The 18,728-nt window shown below is 46.9% G+C and carries 16 protein-coding genes; 15 read left to right on the top strand and 1 reads right to left on the bottom strand.

Annotated features, from left to right (window positions below; translation table 11 throughout):
• Positions 1-37: 37 nt before the first annotated feature.
• From NSQ29_RS29090 to NSQ29_RS29160, 15 genes are all read left to right on the top strand, one after another.
• Complete coding sequence (locus tag NSQ29_RS29090; protein ID WP_042131422.1) at positions 38-433, top strand: Fur family transcriptional regulator; 396 nt, start codon at positions 38-40, stop codon at positions 431-433.
• 236 nt (positions 434-669) lie between these two features.
• Positions 670-2,655, top strand: coding sequence for a methyl-accepting chemotaxis protein (locus NSQ29_RS29095; RefSeq protein WP_341126636.1), 1,986 nt, complete (start codon positions 670-672; stop codon positions 2,653-2,655).
• Between the two features lie 121 nt (positions 2,656-2,776).
• Positions 2,777-3,589 carry a uroporphyrinogen-III synthase gene (locus NSQ29_RS29100; RefSeq protein ID WP_341126637.1) on the top strand — a complete coding sequence of 271 codons (813 nt, stop codon included), beginning with the start codon at positions 2,777-2,779 and terminating at the stop codon, positions 3,587-3,589.
• A gap of 206 nt (positions 3,590-3,795) precedes the next feature.
• On the top strand, positions 3,796-4,434 hold the full coding sequence (locus NSQ29_RS29105; RefSeq protein WP_042192549.1) for a ThuA domain-containing protein: 639 nt from the start codon (positions 3,796-3,798) through the stop codon (positions 4,432-4,434).
• A gap of 95 nt (positions 4,435-4,529) precedes the next feature.
• The gene (locus tag NSQ29_RS29110) at positions 4,530-4,877 is read left to right on the top strand and encodes a phasin family protein (protein WP_042131416.1); all 348 of its coding nucleotides are present in this window, start codon (positions 4,530-4,532) and stop codon (positions 4,875-4,877) included.
• Positions 4,878-6,545, top strand: coding sequence for an ABC1 kinase family protein (locus tag NSQ29_RS29115; protein WP_042192546.1), 1,668 nt, complete (start codon positions 4,878-4,880; stop codon positions 6,543-6,545).
• A gap of 388 nt (positions 6,546-6,933) precedes the next feature.
• Positions 6,934-8,739, top strand: a complete 1,806-nt coding sequence (locus NSQ29_RS29120) for a DEAD/DEAH box helicase (protein WP_339799224.1) — start codon at positions 6,934-6,936, stop codon at positions 8,737-8,739.
• 201 nt (positions 8,740-8,940) lie between these two features.
• Positions 8,941-9,804, top strand: a complete 864-nt coding sequence (locus NSQ29_RS29125; protein ID WP_341126638.1) for a M15 family metallopeptidase — start codon at positions 8,941-8,943, stop codon at positions 9,802-9,804.
• A 148-nt stretch (positions 9,805-9,952) separates the two neighbouring features.
• Positions 9,953-10,429, top strand: a complete 477-nt coding sequence (locus tag NSQ29_RS29130) for a glutathione peroxidase (protein WP_339243824.1) — start codon at positions 9,953-9,955, stop codon at positions 10,427-10,429.
• Between the two features lie 250 nt (positions 10,430-10,679).
• Positions 10,680-12,314, top strand: coding sequence for a formate--tetrahydrofolate ligase (locus NSQ29_RS29135; RefSeq protein ID WP_340973266.1), 1,635 nt, complete (start codon positions 10,680-10,682; stop codon positions 12,312-12,314).
• 337 nt (positions 12,315-12,651) lie between these two features.
• Positions 12,652-14,016, top strand: a complete 1,365-nt coding sequence (locus NSQ29_RS29140) for an FAD-dependent oxidoreductase (protein WP_076297929.1) — start codon at positions 12,652-12,654, stop codon at positions 14,014-14,016.
• 275 nt (positions 14,017-14,291) lie between these two features.
• Entirely contained in the window at positions 14,292-15,119 is an 828-nt protein-coding gene (locus NSQ29_RS29145) for a formate/nitrite transporter family protein (protein ID WP_042192534.1), read from the top strand.
• Positions 15,120-15,552: 433 nt separating this feature from the next.
• Positions 15,553-16,773 carry an MFS transporter gene (locus tag NSQ29_RS29150; protein WP_341126639.1) on the top strand — a complete coding sequence of 407 codons (1,221 nt, stop codon included), beginning with the start codon at positions 15,553-15,555 and terminating at the stop codon, positions 16,771-16,773.
• Between the two features lie 77 nt (positions 16,774-16,850).
• A complete protein-coding gene (locus tag NSQ29_RS29155; protein WP_341126640.1) occupies positions 16,851-17,381 on the top strand; it encodes a GNAT family N-acetyltransferase in 531 nt (176 codons plus the stop codon).
• The gene (locus tag NSQ29_RS29160) at positions 17,362-18,006 is read left to right on the top strand and encodes an MOSC domain-containing protein (RefSeq protein ID WP_341126641.1); all 645 of its coding nucleotides are present in this window, start codon (positions 17,362-17,364) and stop codon (positions 18,004-18,006) included. The genes NSQ29_RS29155 and NSQ29_RS29160 overlap by 20 nt, the downstream gene beginning before the upstream one ends.
• Positions 18,007-18,093: 87 nt before the next feature.
• On the opposite strand, the gene NSQ29_RS29165 is transcribed toward NSQ29_RS29160, so the two are convergent.
• Complete coding sequence (locus tag NSQ29_RS29165) at positions 18,094-18,642, bottom strand: GNAT family N-acetyltransferase (protein ID WP_076285633.1); 549 nt, start codon at positions 18,640-18,642, stop codon at positions 18,094-18,096.
• Between the last annotated feature and the right edge of the window lie 86 nt (positions 18,643-18,728).

Below are 18,728 nucleotides of genomic sequence, written 5' to 3' on the forward strand. Positions count from 1 at the left end.
TATACTTGATCTAAAAACAAGTTAGAGGATGATAGCAATGAAAAGTCTAAATTTGACTTCCCAACGTCAAGCCGTTTACGATATCGTCCTTAATTCACATGACCATCCCACTGCTGCGGAAGTAATGAACCGGCTAGTAGAACAAGGTCATAGCTTAGCATACGGTACTGTATATAACTCTCTTCGTTATCTTTCAGATAAACAAATGATTCGTGAGCTTAAGCTTGGTGAGGCTGCCAGCAGATATGATGCCCGCATGGATGATCACCAGCATATCATTTGCGAGGTTTGCGGTGCGGTTGATGAGGTAATGAACCAAGTTCCACGAGACTGGATGAACACAGTGGCCAAGGATACAGGTTATACCATTGGTCATGCTCATGTGGTATTCGGAGGCGTCTGCCCGAACTGCAAGAATAAGAACGTGAACTAGGATGAAAGAACCGGAGCCTTTTGCTACGGTAATGATAAGAAATAGGCTTATTTGAGTAGATCGCTCTCTTTGAGGCGGTCTTTTTGTTGCGTTTATATGACAATTTTTAAGAATGATGAGAAAAATGAAGAAAGATAGGAGGAAAATCGGTTCCAAAGGAGGATATATAATTATATAGTAAGTCTGGTAAATAAGTCCTTCTTTAAGACTCGAAGAGAGAGAGTGTGATGACATCTATGAACAAAAAAGCGGGTATGAGTATCCGAACCAAATTAATTCTGACATACCTATTAGTTCTACTGTTGCCCAGTATCATTATCGGTTGGCGAACCTATCAATCTGCTAGCCATGAAGTGGAAGATCAACTGGTGAACAATGCTACCGAAAGTGTTGAGGCAGTAGATGCAATCATCAACTCGAATATTCAATCGAAAATAGATGCTATTTCTTATTTTGCTGCTGAGTTCACCGCTGAGGGGACCAACAGTGAGGCAAATGGAGAGACGGTAGCTTCTATGAAGGACAGATTAAAGGAATATGCTGTGCTACATCCTGATGTGCTAAATATTTATGTTAGTACAAGCAGAGGGCAATCGATCCATGCTTCGGAAGCCAAGCTGCCCGAAGGCTATGATCCCAGGCAGGAAAGTGCCTATATTAATTCTCTGAAGCACGGGAAAGGTGTTGTGATTTCTCCGGCCTTTCAAACTGTGAATCAGGAAACGGCGATCGCGATATCAACGGTCCTGAAGAGCGGTGACGGGGTAATAACCCTGAATCTCAATCTATCTGCATTAGGAGAATTGACCGCGACTAAGGTGGGCAAGGAAGGATATATTATTATCCTGGATAACAGCAAGAAATATCTTGTTCATCCAACAGAGGCTATTGGGCTGGAGTCATCCGATGACTTTATAAAGAAAATGTTTGAGGAAGATCAAGGTACTTTTGATTATGTCTACAAGGGTACGCACAAAAAGATGACGTTTATGGTAAATGAGCTTACGGGCTGGAGAATCGGAGGCACGATAAGCATAGATGAAGTGACTTCAGTAACGAGTGGAATCCGCAATACAGCACTGCTTGTAATTGTAGCTTCCGTTCTGCTTGCACTGATCGTAATCTATTTTAATATTCAATCTATCTTGAAGCCTCTGATCCGTTTGCGGAAAGCAACTGCCGTGATAGCCAAAGGGGATCTGTCCGAAGACATGGGAGCTTTCCGCAAAGATGAAATTGGCATGCTAGCCGAGAACTTTCAATTAATGGTGCTCAGCCTGCGCGAGATGATCATAGGTGTGCAGGAGATGACGAGTAATGTCTCCTCTTCAGCCGAAGAGCTGACTGCCAGTGCGGAGCAGAATGCCCAAACGATCGAACAAATGACGATAGCGATTCAGGAGGTAGCGGCAGGGACGGAACGGCAGGTAATCGGTGTACGCAAAGGAATGGATAGTACAGCGGCGACGACAAGCGAAGTGGATCATATTTCCGTATATATGGAGCAGGTGTCTGCGATGATGGACAAGACTTCACTCTCTGCTTCGGAAGGAAATGATTCCGTCATCAGCGTGGTGGATAAGATCAATGGTATCGATAGAACGGTGGGAGAGCTTGGCAGTGTAATCGACAAGCTGAACGAAAGAACCGGTCAAATTGAGGGCATTGTCGGCGTAATCACAGGGATTGCCCGTCAGACCAATCTGTTAGCTCTCAATGCTTCTATTGAGGCGGCCAGAGCTGGAGAGCATGGCCGTGGATTTGCCGTTGTCGCTGCTGAAGTGCGTAAGCTGGCAGAGGAATCAGAGAGATCAGCGCATTTGATTGCAGAGCAGATTACCGCCATTAATAGTGAGATGAAGCTGGTGACTCATACGATGGAAGACACAAAGCAGCGCGTAACCGAAGGGATAGAGGCCGTGGATACTTCCGGACGTTCCTTCTCCCGTATCCGTAGAGCGGTCAAGAGTGCCGCAGAGAAGATTGAGGCAATGGGTGGGGCTGTACAGACCTTATTGGTGGAATCAGATCACATGGAGAAGGCTATAGGAGAGATTCGTGGCATCTCTGAAGAAGCGGCTGTGAATACAGAGACCATCGCGACGGCAGCGCAAGAGCAGCTTGCTTCTGTTGAAGAGATGGCGTCTTCGTCTACCGACCTTAGCCGTCTTGCGGAGGAACTGCAAAAGCTTGTGAGTAGCTTTAAAATACACTCTTCCTAGTAATAATATATATTTCATATAGGAAAACGATGCTTTTATCTTCCCTTTTGCAGCCCTTTGCAAGTATACTGGTAAACAATAATGTTGGGTTAGGCAACGGAGAGAGGAGAGATAATAGTACATGGCAGAGCAACTGAAGGGGTTCACGGTCGCCTTGGCGGGTCCGCGCAAATCGGAAGAAATGGCCAAGCTGGTGCAAAATATGGGGGGGACGGCGTTATGTCGACCTGCTCAGGGTACTGTCTTTCTTGATGATGAGGCATTGGAGGAAGGATTGAATTCATGGATCAGCCATGCGCCTTATTTGGTGATCCTTACCACAGGCATGGGACTGGATGCTCTCTTCCAAACGGCTGAACGCCTTAATATCGCTGAGCGTTTCTTAGAGGTCCTTTCTGGTTCTATTATTGCTGCACGGGGTTATAAGACAGTGAATGCTTTGAAAAAAAGAGGACTTACGCCGGAGATTCGTGACGACGACGGAAGTACGATCGGATTGATTCGTGGGCTTCAATCTCTGGATTTGAAGGGCAAGGAGGTCGTACTGCAGCTGCACGGCGATCCAGCTCCTCGTATGCTCGCATGGCTGCAGGAGGCTGGGGCGAATACCCGCCAAGTGCTGCCGTATCGTCATACTCTACCAGAATCGGGTGAGCTTGAAAGATTGCTTACAGAAATCATAGAAGGTAAGATTGATGCCGTGGCTTTTACAAGTGCGCCACAATTTCGTTTCCTCTCTCAATTTGCTCGGGAACAGTGCAAGCTGGAGGAGATGCTGAAGTCTTTCGAGGATAAAGTGCTTGCTGTATCTGTAGGGCGTATTACCTCTGAGGCTCTAAAAGAAGAGGGCCTACAACGTATCATCATGCCTGAGCATGAACGGATGGGAAGCATGATTGTAGAGTTGGGCAAATATGTGGCGGCGAATCGCTAGACCACAGTGTGCGGAAGCTTTACAAGATTTACGTTACTATTCAGAAGCATTCCCGCCGGATTCAATGGGTGGGGATGCTTTTTTACCCGGAAGAGGATGCCTTAAGAGTAGTAAACCTGCCATCTGCATGGACATTCGCAGCAGTTTTCCTTAGAATATAGGCAACATGTGATGAATAATAACAATGAATAAGGAGGAGGATCCCCATGGACAAAAGAAAATGTCTGTTACTTGGTGATTATACCCATCCCCGTTTCCATCCACTTCAAGGAGTGGACCAACAAATTAGCGAGATCTTAAATGATTTATTAACCGTTCAGTGTTCAGAAAATAAAAAAATGATGCGCATTGAGCATTTGGGAAGTTATGACTTATGCATTGCCTACAACGAATTATGGAATGAAACTGTATCTCCTCAGCAAACCGCTGGCCTACTCAGCTATGTGAGCGGTGGTGGAGGACTGATTGTTCTTCATACAGGTGCTTCATTGACGAAGCGTAACGAACTAGCTCAGCTGATCGGTGGACGCTTTAATGGTCACACTGCTTACGAGCCAATGAATTTTAAGGTGCTAGAGCATGACATTACTGAGGGCGTTGAAGACTTCCAGCTGGATGAAGAGCCTTATCATTTCGAATTTGATCCGTTCACAGATCGGACTATTCTTCTTCAGTATGAATCGGAGGGTCAATGGCTTCCAGCTGCATGGTGCCACAGCTATGGTTTAGGACGAGTAGTGTTCCTTATGCCTGGGCATCATGAGCCATCCTTCCGCCATCCAGCACTACGTAAACTGATCTTACAGGCAGCTACTTGGGCTGCACGTATTCCGGTAAGTAACTAAGGGATTTTGCGTTTTTTTGAAATACGCACACAGTGAGGTATACTTTAATCATCAACTCCGTTTGTAACGAAACGGAATCTTTGGGAGGAAGTACTATGAGTGATTTGTTTAAAAAAGCGATCTCTTTAGGAGTGGGCCTCACCATTGTTAGTAAGGAAAAAGTAGAAAAGGTTGTTGAGGAACTAGTGAAGCGTGGGGAGCTTGCTCCTTCGGAGTCTAAGGCCCTTGTTGACCGTCTGATTGAACGCGGTGAGGAAGAGCGAGGTATGCTCAAGTCTGTTGTACAAGAACAAGTACAACGCGTGTTGAAGGAAATGAAGGTTCCTGTACAAAGTGATATTGACGAGCTGGAAGGCCGAATTGCTGTATTGGAGCGTCGATTGGCCGAGCTGGAGGGCATTTCCCATCTAGAAGGAACATCGGCGGAAACGCGTACGGACTAAATGGCAGTACGTATCAGACATGCCGGACGATACCGGTCCATTGCCATGGCGCTTATGCACCATGGTTTTGGCTATATGGTGGAGGAGCTGGGGCTCTATCATTTATTATCCCTTCCACGCCGTCTTGTAACGCAAGAAGCTCATACAAGCCTTACACTCGGGGAGCGGATTCGTCTCGTATTGGAGGATTTGGGCCCAACCTTTATTAAGCTTGGACAACTCGCCAGTACCCGTTCGGATCTGCTGCCTGATTCTATTATTCAAGAATTGGTAAAACTACAGGATAATGTGCCCCCGTTCCCTGTGGAGCGCGTGCGCACGATTGTGGAGCATGAACTCGATCAACGGATGGATGAGATCTTTAATTCCTTTGAGGATACTCCCCTTGCGGCTGCGTCGATCGGTCAAGTGCATAGAGCTGTTCTTCACAGTGGGCAGGTCGTGGCTGTTAAAGTTCAGCGCCCTGGTATACTGCGAACGATGAGTAGGGATTTGGAAATTCTCAAAGATCTAAGCGCCCTTGCTGAGAAGCAGCTAGGCTGGGCGAGGCAATATCAGTTGTCCCGTATGGTAGAGGAATTCTCGAAATCTCTGCTTGGCGAGCTGGATTACGGCCAAGAAGGACGCAATGCAGAGAAAATTGCTCAACAGATGGATTATGACGGAGTATACATACCGGATATTCATTGGGACTATACGTCAGAACGGGTGCTGACGATGGAATATGTGGTAGGGATTACGCTGAGTCGTCGCGATGAGTTATTGAGTAACGGAGTTAAACTTAAGGTTATCGCTCAGCAGCTCGTGGAAATGATGCTAAGGCAAATCTTCATTCATGGCTTTTTTCATGCGGATCCGCATCCAGGGAATGTTATACGAATGGCTGATGGGAAGCTGGCTTTGATTGATTTTGGCATGATGGGGCGGCTGAACGAAGAGATGAAAGAGCAGCTGTCTGCGCTTGTCATCGCCCTAATGCGCAAGAATACGGATGCGATGGTCCGGGCAATTTTGCGTCTCGGCGTCATCCCTGAGGATGCTGATCGAGCAGCGTTGCATAATGATATGGATCGACTTCGCGAAGAGTATTATGATGTTCCGTTCAGTAAGATGAGCATAGGCAAAGCGCTAAATGATCTGTTTGGCATTGCTCGCAAGCATCGATTAGTTCTTCCCCCGGATCTAACGATGCTTGGTAAGACGATGCTGACGCTTGAGGGTGTCATTAGCAATTTAGATCCAACGATTAGCATTTTAGAGATGGCAGAGCCTTTTGGACGTGAACTTGTGAAGCAGCGATTTAGTGGTCCCCGATTGCAGCGCAAGTTCCTTGGAGGCGTAGCCGATTTAACGGAGAGTCTTTTAGAGCTTCCTGGGCAGGCAAGGCAGTTATCTGCGCTAATTACTAAGGGAAAGCTAAAGGTAGAGATTGCGGCACCTGAGCTCGAGCATCTGGAGCGAAAGCTGGACCGGGTTGGGAACCGCTTAGCATTTAGTATTGTGATGCTTGCGTTCAGTATCATCATGGTTGGACTCATTATAGGCACTGCGATGCGGGGTCAGCCTTCAGTGTTATGGAATTTTCCTACAGTGGAGATTGGCGGCGTAATAGCGCTTCTGATGTTCCTATGGTTGATCTATGCGATTTTTAAATCGGGAAGGTTCTAACCTGCAGGATAGAATAATTATTATTCTGCAGGTTCACACAAATGCCGTTCTATCAAGTACAATATAAAAGATAACTTTCTAAGCTTAACTTTACTTCTATTGTATAAAGTGGAATGGAACGCAAATGGAGTGCCGTCTAAACGTCCGGTGGATCGCTGCTGCCCAGAAACCGAACTTTGACCGCACTCTTTTAACGGGTCAAGGGATACATGGGACGGAAGAATGCCGGTGACGGGGTTCTTCCGCTTTTGTTTGAATATAGCTGAATCGGAAGCATACGCCCCCAAAAGGACAGTCGGGTTAGGGCTGCCTGAATAGGGCTTTGGAAGACGGAAGTTAAGTAAGAGATGTAATCAAATTTAACTGAGAAAATAGTGAGGTGGAGAATTTGCCGGGATTTAAAGAATTAGGTGTTTCAGAATTACTGTGTACATTGCTTCAAGGTCAAGGCATCGTTAAGCCTACACCAGTGCAACAGGAAGCAATACCGCCATTGGTGCAGGGTTTGGATGTAATTGCAAGAGCGAAGACAGGTACAGGGAAGACATTAGCTTTCTTGCTGCCAATTATGGACAAGATCCACACGGAGCGAGCTTATCCGCAGGCGCTAATTATGGCCCCAACACGTGAGTTGGCTTTGCAGATTACAGAAGAGGCACGTAAGCTGGCGCGTCATACGGATATTAAAATCTTGGCCGTTTATGGTGGTCAGGATGTTGAGAAGCAGCTGCGTAAGCTCGAAGGTGGCAGACATCTTATTATCGGTACACCGGGCAGACTGCTAGATCATATGCGCCGGGAGACGCTCGATCTTAGTGGCGTTAAGATGCTCGTTCTGGACGAAGCGGATCAAATGCTGCATATGGGATTCTTGGAGGATGTAGAGACCATTATTACGGCTGTTCCTTATCGCCGTCAAACGATGTTGTTCTCTGCGACGATGCCAGATCCGATTAAACGTCTCGCAGCTAATTACATGAAAGAGCCTCTGGATATCATTATTAAGAGTGGTTCTCCGATTCCGCTGGATAATATCAAACAGCAAGTCGTGGAAGTCTCGGATCGTAATAAAGAAGAGGCACTCAAAACATTGATTGAACGGGATCGTCCTTACTTGGCTATTATTTTCTGCCGGACCAAACGTCGGGTGTCCAAGCTGAACGAAGCACTCCAAGCAGCAGGTTATGATTGTGATGAGCTGCACGGTGATTTGTCTCAAGGTAAACGCGAAGGTGTAATGAAGAGATTCCGTGATGCGAAGCTGCAGCTTCTTGTAGCTACAGATGTAGCGGCTCGGGGGTTGGATGTCGAAGGTATCACTCATATCTTTAACTACGATATGCCACTTGATGTGGATAGCTATATTCACCGGATCGGCCGGACAGGCCGTGCCGGAGGCAAAGGGCTTGCAATTACGTTCACTTCTCCACGTGAGCAAGATGGACTAGACTTGATCGAGCACGGCATTTCGCAGCGCCTGGATCGCCGCCGTTACGACAAAGATGAATTCGGCGTTGGCGAATTCGTTGCAGTACAAGGCGGCGGACGGCACGGCGGTCGTCAAAGCGGCGGCGCTGAGGCAGCGCGCACGGGCCGCGGACCGAAGACCGGCGGCTCTGGCCGCGGCGGTGCTCCGCGCGGCGAAGGCGGAGCGCGGCAAGGTGGCCGCGGCCGCGGTAAGGAAGCAGGCGGCTGGGGCGCGCCTGCAGAAGGTCGCCGCGGTGGTCGTTCTGATGCGGCGGCTGGCAAGCGTGGCGGCAGCGGCTTTGACGCTGCTGCACCTAAGGGCGGCGGCAAGGCTGCCGGCGTAGTACGAGTAGGCGGCGGCTATGGCGCCTTCGCCTCCAGAGGCGATGCGCCAGCTAGCGGCAACGCAGCAGCGCCTAGCAGCACCGGTTCGCGCGGTGCGAACCGGAAGGGCGGCCCAAGCACTGGCTACAGCGAGAACGTAGCCAGAGGTGCAGACGGCGGCGCTTACGTTGGCGGCACACCACGAGGCGGCTTAGGCAGCGGCTACGGTACGGGCCCGTCTAGAGGCGGCGGCAAAGGTGGTAAAGGTAGCAAAGGCGGCTATAGCGGTGCCAAGGGTGGCGCTGGTAAAGGCGGCCGCAACAGCGGAAATACGGGTTCCTCACGGGGTGGACGCGGCAGCTCCGGCGGCTTTAAAAGCGGCGGCAGAGGCACATCCAGATAATGTGAGTGGAATTTCATAACTAAAACTTGTTACCATAGGGAAGTTAGCGGACAAGCTAACTCCCTATGGTAACTTTATTTTATAGGCACAATTATTCGAGCGATATTTGTCTAAAAAAGGATCTTAGTGTAACATTTTTGAAGGAAAGCTTGTCTAATAGATAAATAGAGTGTTTCGACTTCGAGGAGGAAGATCTTGCAGATGTCTAAAAAATTAAAAATAATAATCTTGTTAATTGTCGTTATTGCTGTTGGGTGGGGGATTGGGAAGTATACGACGCCTTCTCCTTCTGCTTCAGATAGTAGCGGTTCCAATATAAATGTGCAGGATGATCTTCAAGCTGAGCCTGGTGAAGATGGAAATAGCACCGAAGAGGGCATAACAGACCCAGTGGTAGCTAACCCATCTAATACAACGGATCCCTCTGATCCGTCCGAACCGGATAGTAACGGCAAGGGAAATAGCACTGATGATTCTTTTAAAGAGCCTGACAGCATAGCTGTGATGGTGAATAAGGAGTATGGATTGCCGGGGAACTATAAGCCAACGGATCTAGTCTACCCGGAAGTGCGGTTTACATTTAAAGAGAAAATCGAGAAGCGTATGATGCGTAAGGAAGCTGCCGAAGCATTAGAGAAACTGTTCGCAGGCGCAGAGGAAGACGGGATTTACTTGGCTGGCGTTTCAGCCTACCGTTCTAAGGAAACCCAAACGAGGCTGTTCAATCGTTATGTTGAGAAAGACGGAGAAGAACTGGCTCGTACTTACAGTGCCGTGCCTGGCTATAGCGAGCATCAGACAGGGCTTGCTATCGATGTCTCAGGAAGTGACGGGAAATGTGCTGCGGAGAGCTGTTTTGGTGGAACGAAGGAAGCGGAGTGGCTAGCGCAGCATGCAACCGAATATGGTTATATCATCCGCTTTCCAGAAGGAAAGCAGGACATTACAGGATATAAGTATGAGCCTTGGCATATCCGTTATGTGGGCAAGGATATAGCTACTTATATTGCGGATAAAGGGATTACGCTGGAAGAATATTATGATGTCGTACCCGTATCCAAATAACAGAGTGATAGAGAGCAGTCCTAAGAAATACATAGGGCTGCTTTTTTTTATCTTAGTGTTTACAGAAAGTGTCGATAAGTTGCATTCTGTTACAATTCGGGTAAGATACGTAGTGTAGTCTAAGTACATGGAAGGAAGGGGAATTAGGATGTCGATCTACAATTTTTCCGGCGTTACGCCTTCGGGTAAAGAAGTGTCATTTACAGAGTATGAAGGTAAGGTAGTGCTGATTGCCAATACGGCTAGTAAATGCGGACTTACACCGCAGTATGGGGATCTCCAGAAGCTATACGAGCAGTATGGGGATCAGGGACTTGTAGTATTAGGATTCCCCTGCAACCAATTTGCGGGTCAGGAGCCGGGTACAAGTGAAGAGGCAGAAGAATTCTGTCAGATTAATTATGGCGTTACATTTCCTGTGTTTGCCAAAGTGGATGTGAATGGACCGGATGCCAGCCCTCTTTTCAATTATTTAAAAGAGCAGCAGCCGGGTACTGGCGACAGCAGTGATATCAGCTGGAATTTCACGAAGTTTCTTATTGATCGTGGCGGTAATGTAGTAGCTCGTGTGGAGCCAAAGGAATCGCCAGAAACGATGTCAGAACAGATTGAGTCCTTACTGTAGATCATTTAGGGACTGATGAATTGTTATTTTACAAGTATCCTTTCGACCTCGGTCTTTGGCCGAGCCTCGACGGGATTTTCTTTTTTTACATAGGAATATAGAATAGGCGCCTTAAATTTTGTTGTGATAAATTATACTTGACGCTTTACAGAGACCATGTATTCTTTGAAGAGAATGTAATGCCCATGCAAAATATGCATAAAGCGTGGAATACAGCAGGATAATAACGGCAGGAGGGTTCAATACAAGCATGAAGTTAATTACAGAGGTAGCAGCACAAGCGGGAATTGGCGAAGAGCATCTGGAACTATACGGCAAATATAAAAGTAAACTTTCACCGTCCTTATGGGAAGACATGAAGAACAAACCAGATGGTAAGCTGGTATTGGTCACTGCGGTGAATCCAACCCCTGCTGGCGAAGGGAAGACCTTAACAACCATTGGGCTGGCACAGGCATTGAACGCAGCAGGAGTAAAGACCGTGGCTGCCTTGCGCGAACCATCCCTCGGACCATGCTTAGGCATGAAAGGCGGTGCCACGGGCGGCGGCAAGTCACAGATCATTCCGGCAGATGAGATTAATTTGCACTTTACGGGTGATATTCATGCTGTGACTTCTGCACATAATTTATTGTCTGCGATGATTGACAATCATATCTTCCAAGGTAATGAGCTGGGTCTTGATCCGCAGCGTATCGTTTGGAAACGCGTGATGGATATGAATGATCGCAGTCTGCGGAATATAGTGACAGGGCTCGGAGATGGAAATGGAGCCGTGCGGGAAAGTGGATTTCAGATTACAACAGCTTCTGAGATTATGGCTGTATTATGCCTATGCGATAATCTGAGTGATCTCAAAAAGCGTCTGAACCGTATTTTGATTGGGTATGACCAAGAGGGACAGCCTGTAACGGCCGAGCAAATAGGGGCAGTTGAAGCGATGACAGCGCTGCTGAAGGAAGCAGTTAAGCCTAATCTGGTGCAGACCTTGGAGGGCACTCCTGTTATTGTACACGGTGGTCCATTTGCGAATATCGCCCATGGCTGCAGTAGTGTTATTGGTACTCGTTATGCACTCAAGCTGGGAGATGTTGTGGTTACGGAAGCAGGCTTCGGAGCGGATCTTGGTGCAGAGAAATTCATGGATATCAAATGCCGGCAAGCGGGTCTAACCCCTTCAGCGGCAGTGCTTGTCGTGACGGTGAAATCCTTGAAATATAACGGTGGTGTACCTAAGAATGAGCTCCAAACGGAGAACCGGACGGCGCTGCGCTCTGGATTGTCTAATTTGGAGCGTCATGTAGAGAATCTCGGCAAATTTGGGGTGCCTGTTCTTGTTGCCATTAATCATTTTGAAGGCGATAGCCCAGAAGAGATTAATGACGTTGTGGAGGCTTGTCGCCGATTGAACGTTCCTGCGGCAATATCCAAGGTATGGGCAGAAGGTAGTGCGGGCGGACAAGAGTTGGCTTCGGAATTAAAGAAACTTCTGGATCATAGCGACACTGAACGTTTTGCTCCTTTGTATGAGAATGAACTCGACATCTCTTCCAAAATCACCAAGATTGTTCGCGAAATTTACCGTGGTGCGGAGGTTAACTTTTCCCCTGCGGCCAAACGCAGCCTAGCGGTGATTGAGCGTCTTGGGTTAAATGATCTTCAAGTATGTATGGCGAAGACCCCTTATTCCTTCTCAGATCAGCCTAGATTGCTTGGCGCTCCAGAAGGTTTCACGGTAGGTATCCGTGATATTACCCTTTCGCTCGGTGCAGGGTTTGCTGTAGTGATTACGGGCAATATCGTTACGATGCCAGGTCTACCGGCTAAGCCAGCTGCTGAGGCACTATGGATGGATGAGGATGGCGTGATTCACGGTTTGGTGTAGATTCAGTTTATGATCAGGCTTTTCCCTGTTGGTTTAGGGGGAAGCCTTTTTTTGCGCGTTATAAGAAAGTATATCCTGAGGGGGCAGAACATAATGTCCTACGCCCATGGCAAAGCTAACGAGGTCGCAATCGGCAGCAGTGACGGAAAATGCTTAAAATTGTGAACAATCTGAGAATATAGGCGAAAAGACTTGTAATGTGATAAATATCACAATATAATCAGTTTATAAAGTGAAATAAATCACAATTAACTCATCGGTGATCAGATATCTAATTTGGTCAGTCAAGCAATTCGAATATATAACCAGGTTGTCCATTTGAAGGAGGAAGAAAATAATGAAAGTAGCTGTCATTGGATGTACCCATGCCGGAACTGCCGCAATTGTAAATACTGCTAAGCTTCACCCGGAAGCCGAGATTACGGTTTATGAGCGTAATGATAATATTTCTTTCTTATCTTGTGGAATTGCTTTATACGTAGGTGGAGTGGTCAAGGACCCACACGGGCTGTTCTATTCTTCCCCTGAGAAGCTTGCTGAGCTTGGTGTAAAGACCAACATGCGTCATGAAGTGACCGTTGTAGATACGAAGTCCAAAACATTGCGTGTTCGCAATTTGGTAACCGGACAGGAGTTTGACGATACCTACGATAAGCTGATTATGACTACGGGATCATGGCCGATTGTACCAAAGCTCGAAGGGATTGAGCTGGAAGGCGTCTTGCTTTGCAAGAACTATGATCATTCCAATACCATTATAGAAAAAGCTAAACAAGCGAATAAAATCACAGTCGTAGGCGCTGGGTATATCGGCGTTGAGTTGGTGGAAGCCTTCCAAATGAACGGAAAGCAAGTTACGCTGATTGATGGCGAAGATCGTATTTTGAATAAATATTTGGACCCAGAGTTTACTGCGCCGATCGAACAATCCTTTAAGGATCATGGTATTAAATTAGCGCTGAATGAGAAGGTAAGTTCTTTTGCTGGTGAAGGTGGTAAAGTTACCAAGGTTATCACAAGCGAAGGGGAGCATGAGGCGGATCTTGTAATTCTCTGCATCGGCTTCCGTCCGAATACTGAGCTGTTAAAAGGTCAAGTGGATATGCTGCCTAATGGCGCAATTCTGGTTAATGATTATATGCAGACTAGTTGCCCAGATGTGTATGCCGCTGGTGACAGCTGCGCGATTCATTACAACCCTACGGGTAAGCACGCTTATATTCCACTGGCAACCAATGCAGTACGGATGGGCACTTTGGTCGCACGTAACTTAGTGAAAGAGACGATTCCTTATATGGGTACTCAAGGGACTTCGGGCATTAAGATTTATGAAGATAATATCGCTGCTACCGGTCTTACGGAAGAAGGGGCTAAGGCTGAAGGAATGGACGTAGAAACTACCATGATTATTGACAACTACCGTCCAGAATTTATGCCAACCTTCGAGCAGGTGCAATTAAAAGTGGTATTTGATCGCGCCACACGCCGCATTCTCGGAGCGCAAATCTTGTCCAAGACGGATTTGACGCAATCGATCAACACAGTATCTGTATGTATTCAAAATAAAATGACAATCGATCAGCTTGCCTTTATCGATTTCTTCTTCCAACCTCATTACAACAAGCCTTGGAACTTCCTGAATACAGTAGGCCTCGAATCGCTACCGGCATCAGTACCAAGCAAAGAGGCAGTAACCGTATAATTTAATTGCCTGTGAACAATAAAGTTGGGTAAACCGGAGCCATATATGGCTCCGGTTTTTTGTGATTGATGTTGGTACTATTTACCTTTAAAATAATATGGAGCCTGTTCTTACAAATGTAATTATGGATGTGCTTCGTTAAATTTGACATGTCAGTGAAAAGTTTCACTTAGTTTTTCATTAAGTGATAATTATCACGTTAATGTGTTTTATGACACGCTACAATGGTCGTAAAGGAACAAATTTTAAGTAAATAGATGAAGGGGATAGGAATCATGGCTTATAATAAACCGCAGCAGATTGCCGCAGTCACGGTCGAGAACGGCATAAAAAAGGCGCACAATCCTTTAAGCACCGTACTAATTCTGGGCTTTCTGGGAGGAGCGTTTATCGCGCTCGGATTTTTACTGGATATTCGCGTCATTGCTGGCGCACCACATGAATGGGGATCCATCGCTAACTTTATTGGGGCAGCTGTCTTCCCTGTCGGATTGATTCTAGTACTGCTTGCAGGAGGAGAACTGCTGACAGGCAATATGATGGCTGTGCCACTTGCTTTTATGGCGAAAAAGATATCCTTCTGGGAAGTGGTTAAGAATCTCGTATTGATTACCCTGAGCAATTTAGCGGGAGCTTTGTTTGTAGCTTACTTTTTCGGTCACGTGGTTGGTTTAACCTCTGACGGTGTGTATTTGGAAAAATTAGTGGAGATGGCAGGACATAAGCTTGAGGCAGACTTCTTGCCGGCATTTGTTTCCGGTATCGGTTGTAACTGGCTCGTAGCTTTGGCGGTATGGCTCTCCTATGGAGCAGATAACTTCAGTGGCAAAATCCTCGGTATCTGGTTCCCAACGATGGCTTTTGTAGCTATCGGCTTCCAGCACGTTGTAGCCAACATGTTCTTAATTCCGGCAGCTATTTTTGAAGGTTATTTTTCATGGGGAGAGTACTTCAACAATTTTGTTCCGGTATGGCTAGGAAACTTGACGGGCGGTGCGATCTTTGTTGCGGCAGCTTATTGGATGGCTTACCTGCGCAAAGAGCCTGCATCTATTCAGTCCGTGGACAGCATGTCCGGCAGCGGTGTAAAAAAACACGCCTAAACCTATCTTATAGAGCACTCCTTAGAATAGTTGAGGGGTGCTTTTTGCTGTATAGACAAATAAAATCCGCCGTGATGTATCCGAGCTCGGGGGAACGAATTCGGATGCACAGCGAATTTTAAAAGGGGGAGTGTTTCTAGGCTCTATTACCCCGACTTTGTAATAACGAAACACTTCATTATTGTTTAGTCTACTTTACGGAAGACAGCGGCAACTATAAAATATAAATAGATAGTAGAAATAGGGAGGACTGCGGACGTGAAAGGTGCTACTTTTTTCTCAGCTACGTTAGAAGTTAGTCCTAAATAAGAGGTGAAGTATACTGAGACTTTATCACGATAGCACGTCAATGCGTCTGCTTGCCCTGAACCCTGTTTTGGGATAATACTGGATGGAATAATGACACATATATTACAGGGGATGTACACTACTTATGAAGTTTTTACAGAATTATCCTAAAGAGGTTAAGATATTTTTAATTGCTAGTCTTATTAATGCAACGGGTAGTGCGCTGATGTGGCCATTGGTTACAATGTATGTTTTTGATGAGCTTGGACGCAGCATGTCGGATGCCGGATTAGTGATTCTTATTCAATCAGTTGGAGGAATTGTGGGTCAACTACTCGGGGGCTCACTCTATCATAAGGTAGGCGTTAACCGGCTAATTGTTGGAGCGCTGGGCATGAATGCACTTGCTCTGTTCACTTTGCCGGCAGCAAGTAACAACTGGACGTTATTTATGGTCGCGATGGGACTGGTAGGGCTCTTTAATTCACTGTCCTTACCTGCGATTCAGGCATTTATCGGCTTTCGTTTTACGAAGCAGCGCGGAGAGTTGTTTAATGTTATTTATGTCGCTAATAATATTGGTGTAGCACTGGGTACGGCGTTAAGTGGTTTTTTGGCCGATATTTCTTATATGCTCAGCTTTGTGATGAACGGCGTAACTTCAGCGGTATTTGCGGTATTCTTTTTTGTATATCTCAAGAAAGTCGGAGGAGATTCTCCACAGGAGGTCGCAGAACACCAGAAGGCTGGTCCTGACAAACAATCTACCTGGAAGCTAATGGGGCATACACGAATTTATCTTTATATGGGTATTGCCTCGATGTTCCTACTATTAGGGAACTCTATCTGGAATACAGGGGTATCTCCGTTCATTATTTCTGAGGGCTGGCCTAAGAAGACTTATGGTTTTCTCTGGACGCTTAACGGAATTCTCATTTTTGCAGCTCAGCCGCTCGTAACAGTAATTAAACGCTGGTTCGCATCTACCTCAACGGCGCAAATGACAGTAAGTGCTCTATTTTATTTGGGTGGGTATGCTGTTCTTTTATGGATGCCGACTTATTCAGGTCTAGTGCTTGGGATGGTACTCGCTACGCTTGGGGAAATGCTGATATCTCCGGCCATGCCTTCCTTTATTTCGGATCATGCAGGTCGCAGTGCTCCTTTTTATTTAGGGCTAAGTGGAGGCATGGGGGCAGTCGGCAGGGTGATTGGACCATACTTAATGGGTAGGTTATACGATAGTGGAGGCTTAGCGCCTACCGCATGGTTGGCATGTGCGATGGCACTGCTGTCCGTAGGATTCTTTATCGTTCATGCGTATATCAACCGCCGAGGAAATTCATTGGAGCGGTCAATGGGATAGTTGAGAGTTGAGCATAGTGGATTCAAATGATCTACTGTGAATTCTATAGAGGTGCAAGGCAAGGGGTGTACATCTTTATGAAACTTAGCAACAAGGATAGGTTTATAATAAGGTTCTCAGAGATTAAAGACGTGCGGGAACTGATTCATCTGGATCATATGATCTGGACGGAGAACACTAGCCCGGGGCCATTAATGTGGCGTTCCCAAGAGGATTATCTACTGAATGCTCCCCCGGGTTCGCAGCTAGTAGCACTAAAGGATGACAAGCTATGCGGATATGTTGGGTTTGGCTGCCCTAGTCGAATGGAGAGTAACAGGCATGTGTGCGAGGTCAATATTGCTGTTCATCCGGATTATCAACGTTTAGGTATTGGTCGGCAGCTCATAGAGGCTATTAAGGAACATGCCGCAGATAACGCCATTCGTAAGCTGCGTCTGCGCGTATTATCCTGTAATGAATCAGCGCTTTCTTTTTATCGTAAATGCGGGTTTGTGGAAGAGGGACGTCTGCGGGAGGAGTTTTATCTTGGCGGTCGATATGTGGATGAAATCTTTATGTGCTGCATGCTGACAGGAGGAGAAGGATATGGAGATCATCTCGCTTAATGTGGGGCGGCCGGTAACAGTGGATTATCGGGGGAAACCTTTGGAGACTGGGATTTATAAAATGCCTGTCGAAGGATCAGTTCAGCTACATATGAGCGGATTTGATGGAGACGGGCAAGCAGACCTTAAACATCACGGGGGACCTGACAAGGCAGTTTGTGCCTACCCCATCGAGCATTATCCCTACTGGGAGCAGCAGCTTGGGAAGAAACTGGAATACTCTGCCTTCGGGGAAAATATAACAACTGCCGGCTTATTAGAGACAGATGTGTGCATTGGCGATGTGTACGAAATAGGTACCACTGTGCTGCAGGTCAGCCAGCCACGTTATCCTTGCTTCAAAATCTCACAAAAGCATGGCCCGGCAGATCTCCCGGCTCAAGTGCTGGACACTAGATATAGCGGATTTTACTTGCGTGTGCTTCGTGAAGGAAAGATCTCAACAGGAGATAAGATTGTCAAAAAAGAAAGTGGAGCTGGCGGTGCGTCCGTGGCGCATGTACTACATTTAATGCAAGTAGGGCTGCAAGAGGAAGCTGCACTGGCAGCTCTTGCGGAGCTAGAAACTCTCTCCGCCGTAGTGCGGAACAAGTTTAGAAAACAGCTGGGTCTGCCGGAGAGTTAAACACTATCTACAAACCAAAATAAGCCTGGAGGCGTGTGCCTTCCAGGTTTATTTCTATTTATGAGCGTGTTGCTTGCTTAGCCTAACTTAGCCGAGCAGCTGCCATTCACTACGCAATAGACCGTATACGGCATGGTTGACGTAGCCGTCAGGCAGTTTCTCTGACTGTCTAATCACACCCTCAAGGACAAAACCAAGCCGTTCCGGGATCGCCCGGCTGGAAACATTTCCGGTCGCGCAGCGAATTTCTACACGCTGCAGCTCCATTTCCAGTAGTGCATAGTCTACTAGAACCCGACAGGCACTGGTCATATACCCTTTACCTTCATATCCTTCACCCAGCCAGTAGCCGATCCCAACAGATCGGTTATGCCAGTCAATTTGGTGATACCCAATAACACCGGCGAGCTCACCGCGAACCCATAGTCCAGCGGTAAAAGCACCATTGTCAGTGCTTTGTTTAACCGCATTTTTGATGAAATTTAGAGTGTGGGCCTGTTCCGTAACGGCATCCACCCAAGGGAGCCATTGTCGTAGTCGTTCCCGTGAGTGCTCTACTAACGCGAACATGTGCCGAGCGTGCTCTGGCATTAGCGGCTTTAACATCAGCTCTTCATCGATGACATAATTAAACAAGCGGTTGCCTCCTTTTTGGCACAAGGCCTTATGTATGATTATGGATTATTTCTTATGATTATCATGCTACTCTATCGCCCTGACAG

The sequence above is a fragment of the Paenibacillus sp. FSL F4-0236 genome (genome assembly GCF_038000135.1).
Taxonomy (GTDB): domain Bacteria; phylum Bacillota; class Bacilli; order Paenibacillales; family Paenibacillaceae; genus Paenibacillus_AQ.

Bases quoted from the DNA above. Each gene is read 5' to 3' on its own strand.
- NSQ29_RS29090 (WP_042131422.1), top strand. From the start codon at position 38: ATGAAAAGTCTAAATTTGACTTCCCAACGTCAAGCCGTTTACGATATC.
- NSQ29_RS29095 (WP_341126636.1), top strand. From the start codon at position 670: ATGAACAAAAAAGCGGGTATGAGTATCCGAACCAAATTAATTCTGACA.
- NSQ29_RS29100 (WP_341126637.1), top strand. From the start codon at position 2,777: ATGGCAGAGCAACTGAAGGGGTTCACGGTCGCCTTGGCGGGTCCGCGC.
- NSQ29_RS29105 (WP_042192549.1), top strand. From the start codon at position 3,796: ATGGACAAAAGAAAATGTCTGTTACTTGGTGATTATACCCATCCCCGT.
- NSQ29_RS29110 (WP_042131416.1), top strand. From the start codon at position 4,530: ATGAGTGATTTGTTTAAAAAAGCGATCTCTTTAGGAGTGGGCCTCACC.
- NSQ29_RS29115 (WP_042192546.1), top strand. From the start codon at position 4,878: ATGGCAGTACGTATCAGACATGCCGGACGATACCGGTCCATTGCCATG.
- NSQ29_RS29125 (WP_341126638.1), top strand. From the start codon at position 8,941: ATGTCTAAAAAATTAAAAATAATAATCTTGTTAATTGTCGTTATTGCT.
- NSQ29_RS29130 (WP_339243824.1), top strand. From the start codon at position 9,953: ATGTCGATCTACAATTTTTCCGGCGTTACGCCTTCGGGTAAAGAAGTG.
- NSQ29_RS29135 (WP_340973266.1), top strand. From the start codon at position 10,680: ATGAAGTTAATTACAGAGGTAGCAGCACAAGCGGGAATTGGCGAAGAG.
- NSQ29_RS29140 (WP_076297929.1), top strand. From the start codon at position 12,652: ATGAAAGTAGCTGTCATTGGATGTACCCATGCCGGAACTGCCGCAATT.
- NSQ29_RS29145 (WP_042192534.1), top strand. From the start codon at position 14,292: ATGGCTTATAATAAACCGCAGCAGATTGCCGCAGTCACGGTCGAGAAC.
- NSQ29_RS29150 (WP_341126639.1), top strand. From the start codon at position 15,553: ATGAAGTTTTTACAGAATTATCCTAAAGAGGTTAAGATATTTTTAATT.
- NSQ29_RS29155 (WP_341126640.1), top strand. From the start codon at position 16,851: ATGAAACTTAGCAACAAGGATAGGTTTATAATAAGGTTCTCAGAGATT.
- NSQ29_RS29160 (WP_341126641.1), top strand. From the start codon at position 17,362: ATGGAGATCATCTCGCTTAATGTGGGGCGGCCGGTAACAGTGGATTAT.